Origin of the sequence: Halomonas sp. McD50-4 (genome assembly GCF_022348135.1) — a bacterium.
Lineage (GTDB): Bacteria > Pseudomonadota > Gammaproteobacteria > Pseudomonadales > Halomonadaceae > Vreelandella > Vreelandella piezotolerans.
Genome location: NZ_JAKRFG010000001.1, coordinates 278,651 through 301,269, shown reverse-complemented (window position 1 = coordinate 301,269; position 22,619 = coordinate 278,651). Strand labels below are relative to the sequence as shown.

Below are 22,619 nucleotides of genomic sequence, written 5' to 3'. Positions count from 1 at the left end.
CTGGGTGGGATCGCCTGCTACTTTTCATCGAGTCCCAGTTCTTTGATCGAAATTTCGCGCATCTTGAATTTCTGTATTTTGCCGGTGACGGTCATTGGAAACTCATCGACAAATTTGAAGTAGCGCGGGATCTTGAAGTGAGTGATTTTACCTTTGCAGTAGTCGCGTAACTCTTCACCAGTAATCTCGCCCGAGGTGGCGTTGAGTTTCACCCAGGCGATTAGCTCTTCGCCGTACTTTTTGTCCGGCACGCCGGTGACCTGCACTTCTGAAATGGCTGGGTGTGCGTACAAGAACTCCTCGATCTCTTTCGGGTAGACGTTCTCGCCGCCGCGAATCACCATGTCTTTGATGCGCCCAACGATCTGGATGTAGCCCTCGTTATCCATGGTGGCCAAGTCGCCGGTATGCATCCAGCCCGCTTCATCGATGGCCTCGGCAGTGGCTTTGTCATTGTTCCAATACTTCAGCATCACGCTATAGCCCCGGGTACATAGCTCACCGATTTCTCCGCGAGGCAGAATGCCGCCGTTGCCGGGGTCGACGATCTTGCTCTCCAGGTGGGGCTGGGTGCGGCCCACGGTGGAAACACGTTTGTCGATGGTATCGTTAGCGCCGGTTTGCGTAGAGACCGGGCTGGTTTCGGTCATGCCGTAGGCGATTTGCACGCCCTTCATGTTCATCTTGTTGATGACCTGCTTCATGATCTCCGCCGGGCAAATGGAACCCGCCATGATGCCGGTGCGCAGCGTCGAAAAATCGGTGCTAGCGAAATCCGGGTGTTCGAGCTCGGCGATGAACATGGTGGGCACGCCGTAGAGCGCGGTGGCTTTCTGCTCGTGAACGGCGTTCAGCACTTTACCCGGGTCGAAGCCTTCATCGGGATAGATCATCGCGGCGCCGTGGGTCATGCAGCCCAGATTGCCCATCACCATGCCGAAACAGTGGTAGAGCGGTACTGGAATCACCAAGCGGTCTTCGCTGGTGAAACCCATGCTCTCCGCCACGAAAAAGCCGTTGTTGAGAATGTTGTGGTGCGAAAGCGTAGCGCCTTTGGGGAAGCCGGTGGTGCCCGAGGTGTACTGGATATTGATCGGGTCATCGAACTGCAACGTGGCCTGCAGGTCGTCTACGTCGGTTTGGCTCACGTTGTCGGCTTCGGCAATGAAGTCTGACCAGCGCCACATACCGCTGTGCTTGTCGGCACTCAGGTTGATGATGCACTCCAGTTGCGGCAGTGTCTGCGACTGAAGCTGGCCTTCGGCGCAGCTGCTTAGCTCGGGCGCCAGCTCGAACAGCATCGAGGTGTAATCGGACGTTTTGAACCGGTGGGCGGTGACTAAAAAGCGCGCGCCAGACTGATTGAGCGCGTACTCCAGCTCATGGGTGCGGTACGAGGGATTGATGTTGACCAGGATCGCACCGATTTTGGCGGTAGCGAACTGGGTCAGCGTCCACTCACTACAGTTGGGGGCCCAAATGCCCACGCGGTCGCCTTTTTTGACACCCAGTGCCAGCAGCGCACGCGCACAGCGGTTCACTTCCTGCTGTAGCTCGCGGTAGCTCCAGTGTATGTTTTGGTGTAGCGCAATCAGCGCGTCATTATCGGGATATTGAGCGGCAATTTGGTCGAACTTGTCGCCAATGGTCATGCCCAGAAGCGGCTTGTCAGCCGTGCTGCTGGTGTAGCTGGGCAAACGGCTAGAAGCGGGTGCAGGTGATACCATGATCGATCTCTCCGATATGTTTTTCTTGTCTGAACGGGAAGTGACGCGTTTCTAATTATTAGGGAGTGCGTGAGCTGCCCAGCGCCAGCGCAACTTTGGCGCTGGGCTGGCGCCCCAACTGCCGCGTGATCCAATCGCCGGTGTCGATCACCGACTGAAGATCGATCCCCGTCTCGATGCCTAATCCTTCGAGTAAGTAGAGGACGTCTTCGGTGGCCACGTTGCCAGACGCTCCCTTGGCGTAGGGGCAGCCACCCAAGCCCGCCGTAGCGGCATCGATGACGCTGACGCCTTCTTCCATCACGGCATACAGGTTGGCGATGGCCATCCCGTAGGTATCGTGGAAGTGGGCGGCCAGCTTCTCGATCGGTACCTGCTGGCGGGTCGCGTCGATCATTCGCTTGGCGGCCAGCGGCGTGCCTACGCCTATCGTATCGCCCAGCGAAATCTCGTAGCAGCCCATCTCATAAAGCGCCTTGGCCACTTCCGCGACTTTTTCGGGGGCGATGTGCCCCTCATAAGGACAGCCCAGCACGCAGGAGACGTAGCCGCGCACGCGAATGCCTGCCTCGTTGGCGCGGGCAAGCACCGGTTCGAAGCGCGCTAAAGAGTCGGCAATCGAGCAGTTGATGTTCTTCTGTGAGAACGCTTCCGACGCGGCGCCGAACACCGCGACTTCCTCGACGCCTACCGCCAGGGCGCTCTCGAGCCCTTTGAGGTTAGGCGTTAGCGCCGAATACACCACGCCGGACTGGCGCTGGATACCGTGCATGACCTCGGTGGCATCGCCCATTTGCGGTACCCACTTGGGCGACACGAAACTGGCCGCTTCAATATGACGAATGCCCGCCTTCGCCAGCCGCTCGATCAGCTCGATTTTGGTGCCGGTGGGCACCAGGGTGCCCGGTTCGTTTTGCAGCCCGTCGCGGGGGGACATTTCGAATAGCTTGATGGACGTAGGCAGTGTCATGTTCGGCTCCTATTCGCTGGGGGCAAAGTCGAGTAGCACATCGCCCTGGCCGACGGTATCGCCTGCTTGGAAGTGGAACGTCTCGACGCTGCCATCGGCGGGAGCGGTCATGGTGTGCTCCATTTTCATAGCCTCCATCACCATCAGCGGCATGCCTTTCTCCACCGATATGCCTGGCTCCACCAGCAGTGCCACTACGGTGCCGTGCATGGGGGCGGTGAGGGTGGATTCCGTTTCGTGGTGCCCGTGATCGATGGCATCGATGCGTCGCCAGAACAGGCGGGTTTCGCCGCTAGGTTCGGCCATTACGACGACGTGGTCGTCTTTGCGCGCCTGCAAACGACGGCGGTGGCCGTCGAGCGTGACGGCGACGGCGTCGCCGTCGAGCGGTTGTAGACTGGCGCTCAGCGTACTGTCGCCAATGGTGAGCTGCCACTGAGCCTCCAGGGGCGCGCGCTTTCCTTCGACGACCACGACGGTAGGGTCGCTATCCGGCGCTTGGGCACTCGACGGGTCACACAGTGCGATGCGGATGGTATGCGGCGCATTCAGCCGGAAACCGTCGTGGCGGTCCCAGGGGGAGTCGCTTTCGCACTCTTGGGCGAGCTGGTGCAGGCCAATCAGTGCGGCGCTGGCGTAGTCTTCCGTCGAGAACTGTCGCGGAGCAAACAGGGTGACTTCGTTGCGTTCGATGAATCGCGTATCCAGCTCGACGTTCTTGAAGCCCGGGTGGTTGGCCAAGCGCTGCAGGAAGGCGCGATTGGTCACCACACCCTGCACGTTCAGGGCGGCCAGCGCGCGATTGAGCGTTGCCAGCGCCGCGTCGCGATCCACGCCGTGAACGATGAGCTTGGCGAGCATCGGGTCGTAGTGCATCGACACCGTATCGCCGCTCTCTACGCCGCTGTCCAGGCGTACTTGATCCGCGCCTAGCCCGGCACCTTCCAAGTCCAGCGCAAAGCGGGTCAGCAGACCGGTGGCGGGTAGGAAATCCTGCTCCGGGTCTTCGGCGTAAAGGCGTGCTTCGAAACTGTGGCCGGTAATGGTCAGTTCCTCTTGTCGGCAGGGCAGCGGCTCGCCCATGGCGACTCTTAGCTGCCACTCCACCAGGTCTTGGCCGGTAATCATCTCGGTGACCGGGTGTTCGACCTGTAGGCGGGTGTTCATCTCCATGAAGTAGAACGAGCCGTCGGCGTCTAGCAGGAACTCCACCGTGCCCGCGCCCACGTAGCCAATCTCTTTGGCGGCGCGAACGGCGGCGTCGCCCATGGCGGCGCGCAGTTCAGGTGTCATGCCCGGGGCGGGCGCTTCCTCGATCACTTTTTGATGGCGGCGCTGCACGCTGCAGTCCCGCTCGAAGAGGTAGACGCCGTTGCTGTAGCGGTCGCAGAACACTTGTACTTCCACATGGCGAGGCTGTACCAGATACTTTTCGATCAGCATGCGGTCATCGCCAAACGCGGCTTTCGATTCCCGGCGGCAGCCATCCAGCGCCGCTTTGAAGCCCTCGCCGCTTTCGACGACGCGCATGCCTTTACCACCGCCACCGGCACTGGCTTTGAGCATCACCGGATAGCCGATCTTATCGGCCTCGGAACGCAGTAGTGCATCGTCCTGGTCGTCGCCATGGTAACCGGGCACCAGCGGCACGCCCGCATTCGCCATGCGCGCTTTGGCGGCAGATTTGTCGCCCATGGCGGCAATCGCAGAAGCGGGCGGGCCGACGAAGGTAATGCCCGCTTGCTCCAACGCTTTGACGAAGGTGCCGTTCTCGGAGAGGAAGCCGTAGCCCGGGTGAATGGCGCCGGTACCGGTGCGTTGGGCGGCCTCGATCACCGCGTCAACGTTCAGATAGCTTTCCCGGGCGGCGGCAGGGCCGAGGCGCACGGCTTCATCGGCGTCACGCACGTGGCGGGCGCTGGCGTCCGCATCGGAGTAAACGGCGACGGTCTTCAAGCCCATACGCCGGGCGGTACGCATCACGCGGCAGGCGATTTCGCCGCGGTTAGCCACCAGCAGCGTGTCGAATTTGGTTGGGGTCAACGTCATGAGCGTGGCTCCGCAGCGTGTTTGTGTTCTTCGGGGGACGTCCAGGCGGGGCGGCGCTTGTCGAAAAAGCTGGCGAGGCCCTCTTGGCCCTCGTCGCTCACTCGCAGCTTGGCAATCACCTGGCAGGTGTGCTCACGGGTGGCGTCGCTATCCGGTGCTTGGGCCACGGCGGCCAGCAGCGCTTTTGTTGCCCGCTGCGCTTGGGGAGAGCCCTGCAGCAGCGTGTCGATCATCGCGTCCACGGCGCTATCCAAGGCGTCGGGGTCTACCACTTGGTGGGCTAACCCCAGGGCGAGCGCAGTGGGGGCATCCATGATTTCCGCGCTCAGCGCGTAGCGGCGCGTCTGGCGCGGGCCAAGCGCGCGTTGCACGTAGGGGCTGATCACCGCTGGCGACAGGCCAATCTTGACCTCCGAGAGGCAGAACTTGGCCTTGTTGGAAGCGATGACGATATCGCAGCAGGCGGCCAAGCCCACCGCACCGCCAAACGCCGCCCCCTGTACGCGGCAAACGGTCGGGCAGGGCAGCGTGTCGAGCCCGTGCATCAGCGCCGACAGCTTGCGGGAGTCGGCGAGGTTATCTTCCAGGTCGTAATCGACCATGCGCTTCATCCAATTCAGATCAGCGCCTGCGGAGAAGCTTTTGCCTTCGGAACCGAGCACCATCACCCGAACGTCACCTGAGCTTGCCAAGTCATGCAGCTTTTCCAGGTGTGCGTTGAGTTCGGCAATCAGGCTGTCGTCAAAGGCGTTATGCACCTCTGGGCGGTTTAAGGTGAGCCGCGCCACGCCTGCTTCGATGAGTAAGGTCGAGTAAGCCATGTGTGCGCCCCTTACATCCGGAACACGCCGAAGCGTGTCTCTTTGACTTCCGCATTCATCGCAGCGGCCAGTGACAGCCCCAGCACGTCGCGGGTTTGTAGCGGATCGATCACGCCGTCATCCCACAGGCGGGCGCTGGCGTAGTACGGGTGGCCCTGGTGCTCGTACTGGTCACGGGTAGGCTTCTTGAAGGCCTCTTCATCCTCTTTGCTCCACTCACGGCCTTCGCGCTCGTACTGCTCGCGTTTTACTTGGGAAAGTACCCCCGCCGCCTGTTCGCCACCCATCACCGAAATACGTGCGTTGGGCCACATGAACAGCAGATTGGGGTCATAGGCTCGGCCACACATGCCGTAGTTCCCGGCACCGAAGCTGCCACCAATCAACACGGTGTATTTCGGCACGTTGGCGCAGGCCACGGCGGTGACGAGCTTGGCACCGTGCTTGGCGATGCCTTCGTGCTCGTACTTGGAGCCGACCATGAAGCCGGTGATGTTTTGCAGGAAGACCAGAGGGATCTTGCGCTGAGCGCACAGCTCGATGAAGTGCGCGCCTTTCACGGCGCTTTCCGAAAACAGCACGCCGTTATTGGCCACGATGCCGACCGGGTAGCCGTGGATGTGGGCAAAACCGGTTACTAGCGTGTCGCCGTAGTAGCGTTTGAACTCGTCAAAGTCGGAGCCATCGACGATGCGGCCGATGACTTCGCGCACGTCGTAAGGCTTTTTCAGATCGGTGCCGACGATGCCGTAAAGTTCGGACGGGTCGAGCTTCGGCGGCCTGGGTGGCTGCATGGCCAGCTGGCCGCGTTTTTGCCAGTTCAGCCGCGACACGCAGGCGCGGGCGAGTTGCAGCGCATGGGCGTCGTTTTCGGCGTAGTGGTCGGCTACGCCGCTCACTTTGGCGTGAACGTCCGCCCCGCCCAGGTCTTCTGCACTAATGCTCTCGCCCGTGGCGGCTTTCACCAGCGGCGGGCCGCCCAGGAAAATCGTTCCCTGCTCTTTGACGATGATCGACTCATCCGCCATGGCAGGTACATACGCACCGCCAGCGGTACAGGAACCCATGACCACGGCAATTTGCGGGATGCCTTCGGCGGACATCGTGGCCTGATTGTAGAAAATGCGCCCGAAGTGGTCGCGGTCGGGGAAGACTTCGTCTTGGCGGGGCAGAAAGGCACCGCCAGAATCGACCAGATAGATACACGGCAGGCGGTGCTTGCGGGCGATCTCTTGCGCGCGCAGGTGTTTTTTGACCGTCAGAGGAAAGTAGGTGCCGCCTTTCACGGTGGCGTCGTTGGCCACGATGACGCATTCGACCCCCGAGACGCGGCCAATGCCGGTCACCACGCCAGCGGCCGGCACATCGTCGTCGTAAACGTGGTGGGCGGCCAGCGCAGAAAATTCCAAAAACGGCGAGCCTTCGTCAATCAAGTGGTCGATGCGATCACGTACGAACAGCTTGCCACGGCTCTCATGGCGGGCACGCGCCTTCTCACCGCCGCCTTGCGCAATGGCGGCGGTGAGATCGCGCAGTTGGTGGACTTCGCCGCGCATGGCGGCGTCGTTGGCTTGAAACGCATCGCTGCGCGGGTTGATCTGTGTCGAGAGTGTGCTCATAGCCCGGCCCCGGTTATTATTGTTAAAGACTTTCGCTAAACAGTTCGCGGCCAATCAGCATCCGACGGATTTCGCTCGTACCAGCGCCAATCTCATACAGCTTCGCGTCGCGCAGCAGGCGGCCGGTGGGGTATTCGTTGATATATCCATTGCCGCCCAGTAGCTGAATGGCGTCCAGCGCGACCTGGGTGGCTTTTTCGGCACAGTAAAGAATGACGCCAGCGGCATCCTTGCGTGAGGTTTGCCCACGGTCGCAGGCGGCGGCGACGGCGTATAAATACGCCCGGCAGGCGTTTAGGGTAGTGTACATGTCGGCCACTTTGCCCTGCACCAGCTGGAACTCACCGATAGACTGGTTGAACTGCTTACGCTCATGGATGTAGGGAATGACCACATCCATGGCAGCCTGCATGATGCCGATGGGGCCTGCCGCCAGGACGGCACGCTCGTAATCCAAGCCGCTCATCAAGACGCGAACGCCTTTGCCGACTTCACCTAGCACGTTTTCGGCGGGCACGCGGCAATCTTGGAAGACCAGCTCGCAGGTGTTGGAGCCCCGCATACCCAGCTTGTCGAGTTTCTGGGCAGTCGAGAAGCCCGGCATCCCTTTTTCGATGATGAAGGCCGTAATCCCTTTGGAGCCAGCATCCGGATCGGTTTTGGCGTAGACCACCAGCACGTCGGCATCCGGCCCGTTGGTGATCCACATTTTGTTGCCGTTGAGCACGTAGTGGTCGCCATCTTCTTTGGCGCGAAGCTGCATGGACACCACGTCGGAACCGGCACCCGGCTCTGACATGGCCAGCGCACCTACGTGGTCACCGCTGATCAGCTTGGGCAGGTATTTGGCTTTCTGTTCGGCTGAGGCGTTGATCTTGAGTTGGTTGACGCACAGGTTGGAGTGCGCGCCATAAGAAAGGGCCACCGAGGCGCTGGCGCGGGAGATCTCTTCCATGGCAATGCAGTGGGCTAGATAACCCATGCCGCTGCCGCCATCCTCTTCCGGAACCGTAATGCCCAGTAGCCCCATATCTCCGAACTTCTTCCACAAATCGCTTGGAAATTCGTTGTTCTGATCGATCTCCGCGGCGCGAGGAGCGATTTCGCTGGCGGCAAAGGCGTTGACCTGCTCACGCAGCATGTTGAGCTCGTCATCGAGGGCGAAATTGAGTTCTGTATAGTGGGAAAACATGGTCAATCACCTTGTCATTGATTGTTAATGGTCGATGGTTAGCAGGTCGTTGGTTTGCGCGTTTCGTTTGCCGTCATTTCGAGGTGGCCGGATGCTTCTCGTTGAGCTCTTCCAGGGCCTGTCGGCAGCGGATCTCCGCACTCTCGAGCTCTAGCTGCACCATCGTGATGTCTTTCATCTGCTGCTCTAGCGCCGCTTTACGCTCGCTGATCTTACTCAGCATCAGGTGCAACTGTTTTTCACTGCCGCTGCGGGTTTCGTCCCACAGTTCGAACAGCTCACGAATCTCTGCCAGCGAGAACCCCAGCCGTTTGCCGCGAAGCGTCAGCTTCAGCCGTACACGATCTTTGCTGCTGTAGATGCGTGTCTGGCCGCGGCGGGTGGGGTGCAGCAACTCTTGATCTTCGTAAAAGCGAATGCTGCGCGTGGTGACATCGAATTCACTGGCTAGCTCGCTGATCGAGTAGGTCTTGCTCATGATCGTTATTCTCGTCGATAGGGGAATGTCCCTATGGAACACTGACCATGAGGCTAAAACAAGTTTACGTTAACGTAAAGCTGACCTTGGCAGCGGGTGCGTAACGCTGAATTTTTATAACTCGTTGTTAAGTAAGAAATATAGTGTTTTATTTGGATGCGCCAGCATGGTGCGTAGACCAAAGTTGTAATTGTAATACCCACTGAGAGGTTGCTAGTTTGCAGCTACACCTTACGTTCAGGTAAGGATGCGTTGCTGGCTAACGAGTTTCGCTTCCCACCGTACAAGAACAACAAGAGGCGTATTACCTCATGCGTGCAGACGAAGTGACCAAGGGGCCAGTGCTCGAAACACGAGGGCTGACCAAGGAGTTTCGCGGCTTCACCGCCGTGGATAACGTTAACCTGCAAGTGCAGGAAGGGCATATCCACGCGTTGATTGGCCCGAATGGGGCAGGAAAAACCACGGTGTTCAACCTGCTCACCAAGTTTCTCCCCCCTACACGGGGTGACATTCTCTATCGCGGCCAATCCATCACTAGCAAAAAATCCAACGAAATCGCCCAGCTGGGCTTGGTACGTTCGTTCCAAATTTCGGCGGTATTTGCCCATATGACCGCGCTAGAAAACGTTCGCGTGGCGCTCCAGCGCCAGCTGGGCACCTCCTTCCATTTCTGGAAATCGGAAAAGTCGCTGGATCACCTCAACGACCGCGCTCTGGCGCTGCTCGATGAAGTAGGCTTGCGCGAATACGCCGATACGCTCACCGTCGAAATGCCCTACGGCCGCAAACGCGCGCTGGAAGTAGCGACGACGTTGGCCCTGGACCCCAGCATGATGCTGCTGGACGAACCCACTCAGGGGATGGGCGCCGAAGACGTCGATCGCATCGTGGCACTGATCAAGCGAGTCTCCCAAGGCCGTACGGTGCTGATGGTCGAGCACAACTTGAGCGTGGTCAGCCGGCTGTGTGATCGCATTACCGTGCTGGCGCGGGGGGCGGTGTTGGCAGAGGGCGACTACGACAGCGTGTCGCGTAACCCCTTGGTGCGTGAAGCCTATATGGGCAGCGAAGCAGCAGAGGAGGCGACTGCATGAACACCGCTGAAGCTCTCGACTATCAAGATGCGCCCGACAATCAAAGCTTGGAAATGCTGCGCGTGCAGGACCTGCACGCCTTCTACGGCGAGTCGCACATTCTGCACGGCGTGAATTTTGACGTGAAGCGGGGTGAGCTGGTCACTTTGCTGGGCCGCAACGGCGCAGGGCGTAGTACCACGCTCAAAGCGATCATGAACATGGTGGGTCGACGCACGGGGTCGATCGTCATCAATGGCAACGAAACGCTACGCATGAAGCCGCACCACATTCCTCGGTTAGGCATTGGCTACTGCCCGGAAGAGCGCGGCATTTTCGCAAGCTTGGACGTGCATGAAAACCTGCTTCTACCGCCCACCGTGCGTTCCGGCGGTATGAGCCTAGACGAAATTTACGCCATGTTCCCCAATCTCTATGAGCGCCGTAGAAGCCAGGGCACGCGGCTCTCAGGCGGCGAGCAGCAGATGCTGGCCATGGCACGTATTCTGCGTACCGGCGCACGTTTGCTACTGCTCGATGAGATCACCGAGGGGTTGGCCCCGGTCATTGTGCAGAAGCTGGGCGAGGTATTGGTGCAGTTGAAGGAGCGCGGTATGACCATCGTGCTGGTCGAGCAGAACTTCCGCTTTGCCGCGCCGCTGGCCGATCGCCACTTCGTGATGGACCACGGTCAAATCGTCGAAGAGATCACGGCAGAGCAGTTGCCGTCACGGCGGGAACACTTGAACAGCATGCTGGGGGTATGAATCGCACACTATCTAAACGGTAAGTACGGCCTTAAAAACAACAAACGCAGTACAGATGCTCCACACATCAACGCTTTAGAACGTCCGCATCATAAAAACAAAGGCCCTCGGGGCCAGGAGACGAAGATGACCTTTATGAAAAAAACGCTGGCCGCCAGCATCGCCGTTGCCGCTGCCTCTAGCATGGCGATTTCGACCGCTCAAGCCGAGATCAGCGATGGCGAGGTACGTATTGGCTATTTGGCCGATATGTCCGGCACCTATCGCGATCTGGCAGGCCCAGGCGGTCAAACCGCCATGGAAATGGCGGTGGCCGATTTTGGCGGTAGCGTGAACGGCTCGCCGATCGTGGTGTTTAGTGCCGATGACCGTAACAGCGCCGACGTAGGGGCCAACACCGTGCGCGAGTGGATCGATCAGCGCAACGTCGATATGGTCGGTGGCCTGGTGGCCTCATCGGTTTCCATTGCCGTGACCAAGGTGCTGGAAGAGAACGACGGTCTGGGTATCGTCTCTGGCTCGGCAGCATCCAGTATTACCAATGAACACTGCACCCCGAACCACATTCATTGGGTATACGACACCTATCCGCTGGCCAACGGTACGGCAAAAGCCGTCGTCGAACAGGGCGGCGATAGCTGGTTCCTACTGACCGCTGACTACGCCTTCGGTCATGCGCTGGAAGCCGACGTGACCAGCGTGGTCGAGGCCAACGGCGGCGAAATCGTCGGTGGCGTGCGTCATCCGTTCCCCACCAGTGATTTCTCCTCCTATATTCTTCAGGCACAAGGTTCTGGCGCGAAAATCGTGGGTCTCGCCAACGCCGGAGCCGACACGGTCAACGCCATTACCACCGCCAGCCAGTTCGGCTTGACCCAAAGCGGCCAGCAGCTTGCGGGCCTGCTGATCTTCTTGAACGACGTGCACGCGCTGGGCCTGGAGGCCACCCAAGGTCTGCTGCTGACCACCGGTTGGTACTGGGATATGGATGACGAGGCGCGCGCGTGGTCCGAGCGTTACTTTGAAGAGACCGGACGCATGCCCACCATGGTGCAAGCTGGTATTTACTCCAGCACCATGCACTACCTGAAAGCCGTGGAAGCCGCAGGGACAGATGACCCCGAAACCGTGCGCGCCAAAATGGCCGAAGAGCCGATCAACGACTTCTTCGCCCGTAACGGCAGCATCCGTGAAGATGGCCGCATGATCCATGACATGTACCTCGCTCAAGTCAAAACGCCGGAAGAGTCCACCGGCGAATGGGATCTTTACGAAATCCTGAGCACTATACCTGCCGCAGAAGCCTACCGTCCGCTATCAGAAAGTCAGTGCTCGCTGGTGCAAAACTGAGGGGCTAAACGCCGCGAGTCAGGGTGTTGGTCGCCTTGGCTCGCCGCCAAGCAAGCCGTAACGGCGTAATTAAAAGGCGTTATTCACTATAAATGCGCTGGGGCGGCCCGCTGGGCTGCCCGCTTAGCGGCGAGGAGAGTCATACCATGACGATGATATTCGGCGTGCCAATGGCCGTGTTCATGGGCCAGCTAACGCTTGGGCTCGTGAACGGTGCCTTTTACGCACTGCTTAGTTTGGGCCTGGCGGTCATCTTCGGCCTACTGAAGATCGTCAACTTTGCCCACGGGGCGCAGTACATGCTGGGCGCCTTTGCCGCGCTGCTGGGCTTTCGTTATCTGGGCATCAATTATTGGCTAGCTCTGATTTTGGTGCCGCTGGTGGTGGGCGGTTTTGGCATGCTGATGGAGCGTTTTCTGCTGCGTCGCATTGCTCACCTGGACCACCTTTACGGACTACTGCTGACCTTCGGATTAGCGCTGATTTTCGAAGGCACGCTGATCAACTTTTTCGGCGTTTCTGGAGCGCGTTACGCCACCCCCGAGATTCTGCAGGGCGGCCTGAACCTGGGCTTCATGTTCCTGCCGACCTACCGCGCATGGGTATTGGTAGCGGCGCTTGCTATGTGTCTTTTCACCTGGTTCATGATCGAGCGTACCCGTTTGGGCGCTTACCTGCGGGCGGGTACCGAAAACTCCCAGCTCATGCAGGCGTTTGGCGTGAACGTACCGCTGCTGATTACGTTGACCTACGGGTTCGGGGTTGGGCTTGCCGCCTTTGCAGGCGTGCTGGCGGCACCGCTGTACCCGGTGTCGCCCACCATGGGATCTAGCCTGCTGATCGTGGTGTTTGCCGTGGTGGTGATTGGCGGTATGGGCTCGATCCTAGGCGCTATTTTGACGGGGTTGGGTATGGGGATCATCGAAGGGCTGACCAAGGTGTACTACCCCGAAGCCTCTAACACCGTGATCTTTTTGGTCATGATCTTGGTGCTCATGTTACGCCCCGCTGGGCTGTTTGGTAAGGAGGCTTAACCATGACAACCACGTCTTCCTCTTCATCTTCGGCCACGTCGCTGCCCTCGGTAGTGCAGGAGCGCCAGCGGCGCGCCAAACTCCGCCGCAACATGTTTTATCTGGCGCTGTTGGTAGTGGGGTTGGTTGCGCCCTTCGTAGCGTACCCGGTCTTTTTGATGAAGATTCTCTGTTTTGCGCTGTTTGCTTGCGCTTTCAATCTGCTGTTGGGCTATGCTGGGCTGCTCTCGTTTGGCCATGCGGCCTTCTTGGCGACCGGTGGCTATGTGACGGGCTATCTACTGGCCAGCTATCCAGGCCTCACGCCCGAACTGGGTATTCTCGCAGGCACGGCGATGGCGACGCTGCTGGGGGCGCTGTTTGGCGTGCTCTCCATTCGTCGTCAGGGCATCTACTTTGCCATGGTGACGCTGGCACTTGCACAGCTGATGTTCTTCGTGTTCGTGCAGTCGTCGTTTACCGGTGGGGAAGATGGCCTGCACGGCGTGCCGAGAGGGCATCTGTTCGGGATGCTCGACCTGAGCAGTAACCTCGCCATGTACTACTTCGTGTTTGCAGTTTTCGTGTTTGGCTTTGCCGTCATTCAGCGCGCCGTTCACTCCCCCTTTGGGCAAGTTCTGAAAGCCATTCGTGAAAACGAGCCGCGTGCCGTGTCGCTGGGCTATAACGTGGATGCCTACAAGCTGTTGGCATTCGTGCTCTCGGCCGCGCTCGCGGGTTTGGCGGGTTCCACCAAGACCGTGGTGTTCCAGTTGGCCTCGCTCACTGATGCCCACTGGCATATGTCGGGCGAAGTCATTTTGATGACGCTGCTGGGCGGCGTCGGCACGCTGCTCGGTCCTCTAATGGGAGCGGGGCTGGTGGTCAGCTTACAGCACCTGCTGGCGCAGTCGCCGCTAGGTAACTGGGTGAGTGTGATTCTCGGCATCATCTTCGTGATATGCGTACTCAGCTTCCGTAGCGGCATCGTTGGCGAGCTGGCCAAGATGTACCGCAAGAACTTCAAATGATCGATTCCCGTTAACCGCGTCTGTCCGTGGATTGGGTGCCTTTGGGCACCCTTTTTTCTGCCTGATCGGAAGCGTTGGTCACCTTCTACGCCAAAGGTATTGGGGGATTGGGTTGCGCCGCACAAGCTAAAAATATAAGTTAACGTAAACGTCAACATTGCCAATAATGACAACACCCGTGTGTGACTGTCCCACTGCCTCAAAAGGGCGCAGGCCACCCACGCGCTGTGGAGATACGCCATGAATTTCGAGCTAAGTGAAGACCAGGTCGCCTTTTCCGATATGGCCCGAGCGTTCGCTCAGAACGAGCTAGAGCCCCACGCCGCCGAATGGGACGCAGAATCTTTTTTCCCCGTCGATGTGATTCGTAAAGCAGGGGAGTTGGGCTTTTGCTCGCTCTACGCCCCGGAAAGCGTCGGTGGGCTGGGACTTTCACGGCTGGATGCCAGCATCATTTTCGAGCAGCTCTCGATGGGCTGCACTTCCACTACCGCGTACCTCACCATCCATAACATGGTGACCTGGATGCTGGCTGATTTCGGCACGCGGGAGGCCGTGGCGCAGTGGGGCGAAAAGCTGGCGACGGGTGAGCTATTGGGCTCCTACTGTCTGACCGAGCCCAATTCAGGGTCCGATGCAGCATCCCTTAAAACTACTGCAAAGCGCGATGGTGAACACTACGTGTTGAACGGCAGCAAGATGTTCATTTCCGGGGCGGGCAGCACCGACTTCCTGGTGGTGATGGCGCGCACCGGCGGTGAAGGGCCCAGCGGCGTTTCCGCCTTTGCGGTGGATGCCAAGAGCGAGGGCATCAGCTACGGCCGTAAAGAGGACAAGATGGGCTGGAATAGCCAGCCCACCCGTATGATTACCTTCGAAGACGTGCGCGTCCCCGCTAACCACCTGCTGGGTAACGAAGGTGACGGTTTCAAAATCGCCATGAAGGGGCTGGACGGGGGGCGTATCAACATTGCCACCTGTTCCATCGGCACAGCCCAGCAGGCGCTGAATAAAGCCCGCGAGTACATGCTCGAGCGCAAGCAGTTCGGCAAGCGTTTGGCCGATTTTCAGGCCCTGCAGTTTCGCCTGGCCGATATGGTCACCGAGCTCGTCGCCGCACGTCAGCTAGTGCGCATGGCCGCCACCAAGATGGATGCGGGTCACCCGGATGCCACCACTTATTGCGCCATGGCCAAACGCTTCGCGACGGACGTGGGCTTCAAAGTATGCGATGAAGCGCTGCAGCTCTACGGTGGCAATGGCTACATCAAGGAGTACCCAATGGAGCGCTACGTGCGCGATACCCGCGTACACCGTATTCTGGAAGGCACCAACGAAATCATGCGGCTGATCATTTCCCGCCGCGTATTGGCCGACGGTGCCGCCGAGCTATAGTCGCCGGGGCACTTGCCACCGAGCCCCTTTCATAACAAGGACAAACGATGAGTTGCGTACTGTTTGAAGAGCACACTACCCAAGATGGCCATGTGATTGGCGAGATCACCTTGAACGCCGAGCGCTCGCTCAACGCGCTGACGTTGGACATGATCGAAGAGATCCTACCGCGCCTGAGTCAGTGGCAATCTGACGATCGGGTCGTGGCCGTGCTGCTGGATAGCGCCGGTGAGAAAGCCTTCTGCGCCGGTGGCGATGTGGTCAATCTCTACAAAGCCATTCAAGGCGAGGGGGCCGCCGATTTCCCCGAGCGCTTCTTCGAGAACGAATACCGTCTGGATTATCAGCTCCATACGTTTCCCAAACCGGTGATTTGCTGGGGCAACGGCATCGTGATGGGCGGCGGCATGGGGTTACTCAGCGGCAGCAGCCACCGCATCGTCACCGAAACCTCGCGGCTGGCCATGCCGGAAGTCACCATTGGGCTATACCCAGACGTGGGGGCGAGCTGGTTCCTCAACCGTTTGCCGGGCGGTGCCGGGCGGTTTTTGGCGATGACCGGCGGGCAAATCAACGCACCGGACGCGGTTCATTTAGGCCTGGCCGACCGCGCCATTGCCAGCCACCACCGTGGCGCATTGGCTGAAAAGCTGTTGGCCGCTAACTGGGGCGAGGGTGCTGACACCGACGCCCACGGCGTGGTGAACCGCGTGTTACGCGAGCTTGAGCAAGCCTCCCAAAACGTCTTTGCGGAGATGGAAGCGCCGGTTTACAAGTCTGCTTCCATGATTCGTGAGCTAATGGACCACGACACCGTCGAGCAGATGGTCGAGGCCGTATTGGCCGTTCAGACCGACGACCAGTGGTTCAGCAAAGCGCAAAAAACCTTGGCCCACGGCAGTCCCGTGTCGGTCAAACTGATCTACGAGCAGCTCAGCCGCGCCAAACACATGTCGTTGGCGGAAGTCTTCCAATTCGAGCTGGCGCTTTCGGTGCAGTGCTGCCGCCACCGAGAGTTCCCCGAAGGGGTGCGCGCGCTGCTGGTGGATAAAGACGGTCAGCCAAGCTGGACCTATCCGGATGTGGCCTCGGTCGAACCTACTTTCATCGACGAGTTGCTGGCATCGCCTTGGGATACCAACCCGCTGGCAGACTTGGCATAACGTACCCTCATGCACCGCACATGACACGCTAACAAGGACAAAAAGATGACTACCGTTGCGTTTATTGGATTAGGCAATATGGGCGCCCCCATGGCCGCCAATCTGGCGAAAGCAGGCTTTACCGTGCGGGCCTTCGATCTCTCCGCTCAGGCGCTGGAGACCGCCCAATCGCAAGGCTGCGACGTTGCCGCCACCGCCACAGAGGCCGCTACCGACGCCGATTTCATCATCTCCATGCTACCCGCAGGCAAGCACGTGCGGGGGCTTTACGTAGACGGCGACGCGCCGCTGTTCGACGTCATCAAATCCAGTGCCTTGGTGATCGATTGCTCTACCATTGACGCCGACACCGCCCGCCAAGTCGCCGCCGCCGGAGCAGAAAAGGGCATTGGTTTTATGGATGCGCCGGTCTCCGGTGGGGTAGGCGGTGCCCAAGCGGGCACGCTGACGTTTATCGTCGGTGGCTCGGAAGAGCAGTTCGCCCAGGCGCAGCCGGTGCTGCAAGCCATGGGTAAAAACATCTTCCACGCGGGCAACCACGGCGCGGGGCAGGTCGCCAAAGTGTGCAACAACATGCTGCTGTCGATTCTGATGGCAGGTACCTGCGAAGCGATCAACATGGGCGTCAAAAATGGCCTCGACCCCGCCGTGCTTTCGGAAATCATGAAGCAAAGCTCCGGCGGCAACTGGGCACTGAACGTCTACAATCCTTATCCAGGGGTAATGGAAAACGCACCCGCCTCGAAAGGCTACCAAGGCGGTTTCCAGGTCGACTTGATGATCAAAGACCTGGGCCTTGCCATGGATGTCAGCCAGCAGAGCGCTTCCCCGGTGCCCATGGGCTCCGCCGCTCGCTCGCTGTTCACCCTGCACAAGGCAGGAGGCAACGGCAAACTCGACTTCTCCAGCCTGCTCAAGTTGTATCAAGATAAGAGTGAGTAGTGAGTGGTAAATCGTGAGGCGATGGCGTAGCGCGGGGTAACGAGCAGCGCAAGGCACCCGCAAAGGGCGGCAACGCTGCCCTGGCCCGCCACTTCAATCTATCTAGCATAAGGACTTCCATGATCACGCTTTGGGGCCGCAACAACTCCACCAACGTCAAAAAAGTACTCTGGGTACTGGAAGAGCTAGCGCTGCCCCACGAGCAGATCGTGGCGGGCCTGCACCACGGCGTGAACGACACGCCAGAATACCTCGCCATGAACCCCAATGGCCTGGTGCCGCTACTCAAAGACGACGCGACACAAAGCGTGCTGTGGGAGTCCAACACCATTCTGCGCTACTTGGCAGCGCAGTACGCTCCTAATCATTTATGGATCGAAGAGCCCGCCAAGCGGGCGCAGATGGAAAAGTGGATGGATTGGTCCACCAGTCTGCTCACTCCCGCCCACCGCACCATTTTGATGGGGTACGTTCGCACCCCGCCGGAACAGCGCGATAGCGAACGGCTAAACCCTGCCATTGCTACCTGTGAAAAACTCCTCGCCCAGCTAGACACCGCGTTGAGCCAGCAGCCTTGGTTCTCCGGCGACGCCTTCGGCCTCGCCGATATCGCCATCGCCCCGTTCACTTACAACCTGCTCAACAGCGGCCTCTCCTGGCAACCCCGCCCGCACCTCCAGCGCTGGACAGAACGACTCGCCGAACGGCCCGCCTACCGCAAGATCGTGATGATTCCAGTCACTTAAAAACTCATTTTAAACTCGGCAGGTATCGTCGCCGCCGAAGAGGGTCAACCACCCTGTAGCGCGGCGTAACGAGCACCGCAAGGCACCCGCGAAGGGCAGCATCGCTGCCCCTGTGCTGTTGTCTTAAAAGCCGACTTCCACTTGCGCTAACTCCCTATCCAACCCCTTCAATACCTCACACCTCAACCCATGCCGCTCAGCGCGCTCAATCAACGGCCCTAAAATCGCCCCCCGCTCGGTCAGCCGTTTGGCCTCAACATCCTGCAACATCGAGGCTTTATTGTTCGCGGTGTTCTCCACCACCTGCCACACCAGTTCCAACCAGGCGGCTTCACCCTCGCCACCGTTCGGCGGCACAACCCCTTCCTTCGCTAAAATCGCCGCGACTTCCCTCACCACGGCCACTACGCGGCCTGAATAGGCATCTCCACGAAGCTCCCCATTACGCACGCCATGCAGCGCCACTAACGGGTTAATCGCCGCATTCACCGCTAACTTCTGCCACAGACGGCTGCGAATATCGTTCACCTCTGAAGCAGTAAGCCCAGCCTCACTCAGCAGCACCGCTAAGGATGCCGCTAACCCGGCGTGCTGGTTATCTAAATCCCCCACAAACGTTGGCCCGCGCCCGGCGTGTACTACGCCATCATCTCCGGTTAAGTACGCCCCCTGAGTGGTGGTAGCGCACAGCACCGGCCCTGGCCACGTTTGGGTAATACGCGGCTGCGCATAAAAACCGTTCTGCCACAGTACCAGTGGAGTAGAAGGGGGCAGCGCGCTCGCGATACTCGACAGCGCCGCCTCGGCGGCCATGGCTTTGGTGGTGATGTGCACGAACGCAGGTGGTGCAGGCGTATCCGCCACCAACTGTTCAGCGGTAAGTGAGGTTAAATGCTGAACACGCACGTCGCCTTCCGGCGTGGTCAGCACCTGCCGCGATGGCAATGCACGGCGGCCAATTACCGCCACATCAACGAGCGGGGCTAGAGAGTGCGCTAACAAACGGCCAATGGCCCCAGGGCCAAGAATCCAGTGGGTGGTCATGGAGGAAGCATCTTCAGCAGCGAACGTGTTGCAAAGCTTACCTTTTTCGGTATGAAGAGGCTAAGAGTGAAAAGAACGGTGTGTGACTAGTTTCAATTGACGTCGATTCAAAAGATATGCCAATTCGTTCGGTAGTGTATTTGAAGAGGTCTAATCAAGACGATGAGCAAATGGTGGAGAACAATCCCGGTCATCAGTGGAAATCGCGCACAATCCACAAAAATAGAGCAACAAATGGAGCGGTAAGCCAAACCACAATAATCCTCAGCCCGATAACCCCCCAGGACCACCCACAAAACCGCTCAACAGCCGCTCGATTTCCTGGGCAGGCATCGGGCGGAAGAAGAAGAATCCTTGGATGAGATCGCAATGTAGGTCGCGCAGCAGGGAGAGCTGTTCGGCATTCTCGACGCCTTCGGCCACTACCTCTAATCCCAATCGATGACCGATGAGGATGGCGCCTTCCAGAATGGCTCGGTCTTTTGGTTGGGTAGGCGCATCCTGAATGAAGGAGCGGTCGATCTTCAGGGCCGTGGCGGGGAAGTGCTTGAGGTAGCTTAGGGAGGAGTAACCAATCCCGAAATCATCGATCGCAATGCGTATACCGCGATGATAAAGACGCCAAAGGTCTTCGAGGACGGTCTCGTCGGCTTCGATGAGGATGTTCTCGGTCAATTCGATGCCGATATCCTGCGGGGCCAAGCCATGGCGCTGTAGCGTGTCCTCGAAACGTTTGAGGGCGCCGGGACGTGTCAGTTGCCGACCCGAGATATTGATGTCGATCCGGTGCTGATGAAACCCCTTGGCACGCCACGCTACCTGCTGGTGACAGGCTTCTTCGATGACCCAATCGCCGAGACGATGGATCAAACCGGAGCGCTCGGCCAGCGGGATGAACTCGGCAGGCGAGATCGTCGGGCCCTCGGGGGGCTCCCAGCGCAGCAACGCTTCGAGGTTCTCTATTCCTCCGCTGACCGCGGAGACTTGCGGCTGGTAGTGCAGGGAGAGTTCGCCATTATCCAAGGCCTCTTCGAGTCGCGACGAAAGATAGTGCTGGCGAACCAGCTCATCATGCAGTTTCTGCTGAAAGAAACGTACGGTACCGCGGCCCTCGAGTTTGGCCCGGTTCTTGGCCACATCGGCATTTCGTATCAATTCCCGTGACGATTCACCATTGTCAGGAAAGAGCGCCACGCCCAGGCAGGCCGTGACCTGACGCTCCCGACCATCCAAGACGAACGGTTTCCGAAAGACATTCTGAATACGACGAACCACGCGTTCGACATTGGTGGCTAAATGGCCGCAGGGAAAGGCCAGCACGAACTCATCGCTAGAGACGCGAGACACCAGGTCAGTGACGCGCTGGCACTCCCGCAGGCGTCGAGTCAGCTCGACGAGCAGGCGATCGCCCTGGTCATAACCAAGGGCATCATTGATCTCGACGAAGTGATCGATATCTAAATAAAGGGTGGCAAGACTGTTGCCCACACGGCGACAGGATTCCAGCAGGTTGTCCAGGTCCATCTCGAAGGTCTGCCGGTTAGGGAGATGGGTGAGCCTGTCGAATCGGGTGGCAAACTCCAGGTCCCGGTGGGCACGTTTCTGGTCAGAAAGATCGACATCCACGCAAAACAGCAAGGGGGCATCGGTATGCTCATTGAGCATCAGGTGCTGTGAATAGACCGATATCAGTTCGCCGGTTTTGTGCATGAGTTCGAGCTCTCCGGCGGGTATGGCGACGCCTTCTTCGATCCAGGCGCTATGCGCCTGAATCACTCCCTCACGCATAGGGCCCGGAATGATCAGGTCCTCCAGTAACTCTCCCAAGGCCTCTTCAGGTGTATAGCCATAGAGGCGGGTGCTGCCTTCGTTCCAGTAAATGACGCGTCGATCGCGGTCGTACCCTTGAACGGCCACTTTGGGAAGGCTTTCCAGCAGGGTGCGAAATCGTTGTTCACTTTCTAAGTATTGGCGGCGTACTAACTCGATCTCTTCTCTGCCTGCATCATGTAGATCGACGTCCTCCGCTGGCGGCGGCTTGGACACCTGACACCGCTCATTGGAAAACGCCTTGGGGTGCTTCTTCGGACGTTCCAGATCTCTGTGATGTCGGGAATCGCGGGCAGTCATGGGATCCACTTAAAGAAAAACACTTTCAATGGCCATCATAAGGGTAACCATAAGGCATTTTGTTGTATTTATCCTACACCTATTGGTAGGAGATGAATTACTCCGATATAACGCCGACGGTCTGATCCTTTTGGCAACAAAATCACTCTTTTTACCTACATTTCTTTGACATATCCTTGCAACTCTTTTCATTTTTCTTCTGTTGGCCGGGGTATTGATACCGGCCGCACCGGGCAATTCCGCCCAAAGAACAGGAGAATACTCACATGAAACTCGATACTCTCACACACGGTGTCGAACTTCCCTCTATGTCTGTCCATCCCATTGCCGAGTATTGGCGTCCGGAAGTGATCGAGGCGCTGCGGCATCAGGATTGGGCGAAGACCGATCTTCGCGAGCGAATCGATCTGGCTGCCTGGCAGGGGTTCGTGGCGGACTTGCCCCGCGATCCTTATGTCAATCTTCGCTGGAAGCGGATGTCATGGCTCGCTCTGAATGATCAGGGAGAGGTAGAGGATATGGGCCAGTGCCCCATGGCACAGGGAGGCGCTTTCAACGATGCGGAAAGCATGGCGGATCGCTTGCGGTATTATGATCCGCTGACGCAAGCGTTTTTAGAACGCCCCGATGTCAAGGCCTTCGTTCTCGCCTGGGCAACGCTTTGGGGCATCGGTGCGCACGAACCCATTCTGATGCAGATCACTGGGGTTCGCGGGGAAGGTGCCGTCGACCCTCTTCAGGGGCAGGGGATTCATGCCGATGGCTGCAAGGCGCTTAGCATTCTGGTCCTCAATCGGGAAAACGTCGCGGGCGCCGAAAACCACCTCTTTGCCGACAAGGCGGGCACGCAGTCATTGGTCGATATCACGCTGAACCCTGGTGATATTCTTCATCTGCGCGACGATCGGCTGTTTCACAGTGTCGATGGGATCGAACAGCTCGATAGTGAGGCCCCTTTCGAGCGTTTTATCATCATTATAAATAGCCGATTCGTGGATGATTTCCAAAACCGGATATTGCGTCGTCATTTCCCAAAAGCGGTCCTCAATGAGCGTCGCTGACACTCGCGGTAACTTGAACAACGAGTAATCACAGCGCCCCCGGGG

Annotated in this window: 19 protein-coding genes; 10 read left to right on the top strand and 9 right to left on the bottom strand. The window is 58.8% G+C overall.

What is annotated here, in order from left to right; genetic code table 11:
• Nucleotides 1-17: 17 nt before the first annotated feature.
• From MHM85_RS01440 to MHM85_RS01410, 7 genes are all read right to left on the bottom strand, one after another.
• Entirely contained in the window at nt 18-1,727 is a 1,710-nt protein-coding gene (locus tag MHM85_RS01440) for an AMP-binding protein (protein WP_239283789.1), read from the bottom strand.
• Between the two features lie 58 nt (nt 1,728-1,785).
• Nucleotides 1,786-2,697, bottom strand: coding sequence for a hydroxymethylglutaryl-CoA lyase (locus tag MHM85_RS01435; protein WP_139527305.1), 912 nt, complete (start codon nt 2,695-2,697; stop codon nt 1,786-1,788).
• 9 nt (nt 2,698-2,706) lie between these two features.
• Nucleotides 2,707-4,746: an acetyl/propionyl/methylcrotonyl-CoA carboxylase subunit alpha gene (locus tag MHM85_RS01430; protein WP_239283772.1), complete on the bottom strand. Its 2,040-nt coding sequence runs from the start codon at nt 4,744-4,746 to the stop codon at nt 2,707-2,709.
• Nucleotides 4,743-5,567, bottom strand: coding sequence for an enoyl-CoA hydratase/isomerase family protein (locus MHM85_RS01425; RefSeq protein WP_239283744.1), 825 nt, complete (start codon nt 5,565-5,567; stop codon nt 4,743-4,745). Before MHM85_RS01425 ends, MHM85_RS01430 begins: the two co-directional genes overlap by 4 nt.
• 11 nt (nt 5,568-5,578) lie before the next feature.
• Complete coding sequence (locus tag MHM85_RS01420) at nt 5,579-7,186, bottom strand: carboxyl transferase domain-containing protein (RefSeq protein WP_139527308.1); 1,608 nt, start codon at nt 7,184-7,186, stop codon at nt 5,579-5,581.
• 22 nt (nt 7,187-7,208) lie between these two features.
• Entirely contained in the window at nt 7,209-8,378 is a 1,170-nt protein-coding gene (locus MHM85_RS01415; RefSeq protein WP_239283734.1) for an isovaleryl-CoA dehydrogenase, read from the bottom strand.
• A gap of 73 nt (nt 8,379-8,451) precedes the next feature.
• Entirely contained in the window at nt 8,452-8,856 is a 405-nt protein-coding gene (locus tag MHM85_RS01410) for a MerR family DNA-binding transcriptional regulator (protein WP_139527310.1), read from the bottom strand.
• A 311-nt stretch (nt 8,857-9,167) separates the two neighbouring features.
• Between MHM85_RS01410 and MHM85_RS01405 the strand changes: the two genes are divergently transcribed.
• The 9 genes from MHM85_RS01405 to MHM85_RS01365 all read left to right on the top strand — a co-directional run bounded on the left by MHM85_RS01405 (nt 9,168) and on the right by MHM85_RS01365 (nt 18,339).
• Entirely contained in the window at nt 9,168-9,953 is a 786-nt protein-coding gene (locus MHM85_RS01405; protein WP_153843692.1) for an ABC transporter ATP-binding protein, read from the top strand.
• Nucleotides 9,950-10,699, top strand: a complete 750-nt coding sequence (locus MHM85_RS01400) for an ABC transporter ATP-binding protein (RefSeq protein WP_139527312.1) — start codon at nt 9,950-9,952, stop codon at nt 10,697-10,699. Before MHM85_RS01405 ends, MHM85_RS01400 begins: the two co-directional genes overlap by 4 nt.
• Before the next feature lie 126 nt (nt 10,700-10,825).
• Nucleotides 10,826-12,049, top strand: a complete 1,224-nt coding sequence (locus MHM85_RS01395) for an ABC transporter substrate-binding protein (RefSeq protein WP_139527313.1) — start codon at nt 10,826-10,828, stop codon at nt 12,047-12,049.
• A 146-nt stretch (nt 12,050-12,195) separates the two neighbouring features.
• Nucleotides 12,196-13,083 carry a branched-chain amino acid ABC transporter permease gene (locus MHM85_RS01390; RefSeq protein WP_139527314.1) on the top strand — a complete coding sequence of 296 codons (888 nt, stop codon included), beginning with the start codon at nt 12,196-12,198 and terminating at the stop codon, nt 13,081-13,083.
• 2 nt (nt 13,084-13,085) lie between these two features.
• Nucleotides 13,086-14,093: a branched-chain amino acid ABC transporter permease gene (locus MHM85_RS01385; protein ID WP_239283725.1), complete on the top strand. Its 1,008-nt coding sequence runs from the start codon at nt 13,086-13,088 to the stop codon at nt 14,091-14,093.
• A gap of 240 nt (nt 14,094-14,333) precedes the next feature.
• Complete coding sequence (locus MHM85_RS01380; RefSeq protein ID WP_239283723.1) at nt 14,334-15,488, top strand: acyl-CoA dehydrogenase family protein; 1,155 nt, start codon at nt 14,334-14,336, stop codon at nt 15,486-15,488.
• A 47-nt stretch (nt 15,489-15,535) separates the two neighbouring features.
• Nucleotides 15,536-16,651 (top strand): enoyl-CoA hydratase/isomerase family protein, encoded by a 1,116-nt coding sequence (locus tag MHM85_RS01375; RefSeq protein ID WP_139527317.1) that lies wholly within the window; start codon nt 15,536-15,538, stop codon nt 16,649-16,651.
• A gap of 45 nt (nt 16,652-16,696) precedes the next feature.
• Entirely contained in the window at nt 16,697-17,593 is an 897-nt protein-coding gene (mmsB, locus tag MHM85_RS01370) for a 3-hydroxyisobutyrate dehydrogenase (RefSeq protein WP_239283707.1), read from the top strand.
• Nucleotides 17,594-17,712: 119 nt separating this feature from the next.
• Complete coding sequence (locus MHM85_RS01365; protein ID WP_153843698.1) at nt 17,713-18,339, top strand: glutathione S-transferase family protein; 627 nt, start codon at nt 17,713-17,715, stop codon at nt 18,337-18,339.
• Between the two features lie 123 nt (nt 18,340-18,462).
• Here the strand turns inward: MHM85_RS01365 and MHM85_RS01360 are convergent, their stop codons facing one another.
• Entirely contained in the window at nt 18,463-19,383 is a 921-nt protein-coding gene (locus MHM85_RS01360) for a 2-dehydropantoate 2-reductase (RefSeq protein ID WP_139527320.1), read from the bottom strand.
• A 264-nt stretch (nt 19,384-19,647) separates the two neighbouring features.
• Nucleotides 19,648-21,513 (bottom strand): EAL domain-containing protein, encoded by a 1,866-nt coding sequence (locus MHM85_RS01355; protein WP_239283695.1) that lies wholly within the window; start codon nt 21,511-21,513, stop codon nt 19,648-19,650.
• A 266-nt stretch (nt 21,514-21,779) separates the two neighbouring features.
• Here MHM85_RS01355 and MHM85_RS01350 point away from each other — a divergent pair, with 266 nt between their 5' ends.
• A complete protein-coding gene (locus tag MHM85_RS01350; protein WP_239283677.1) occupies nt 21,780-22,574 on the top strand; it encodes a 2OG-Fe dioxygenase family protein in 795 nt (264 codons plus the stop codon).
• Nucleotides 22,575-22,619 lie beyond the last annotated feature (45 nt).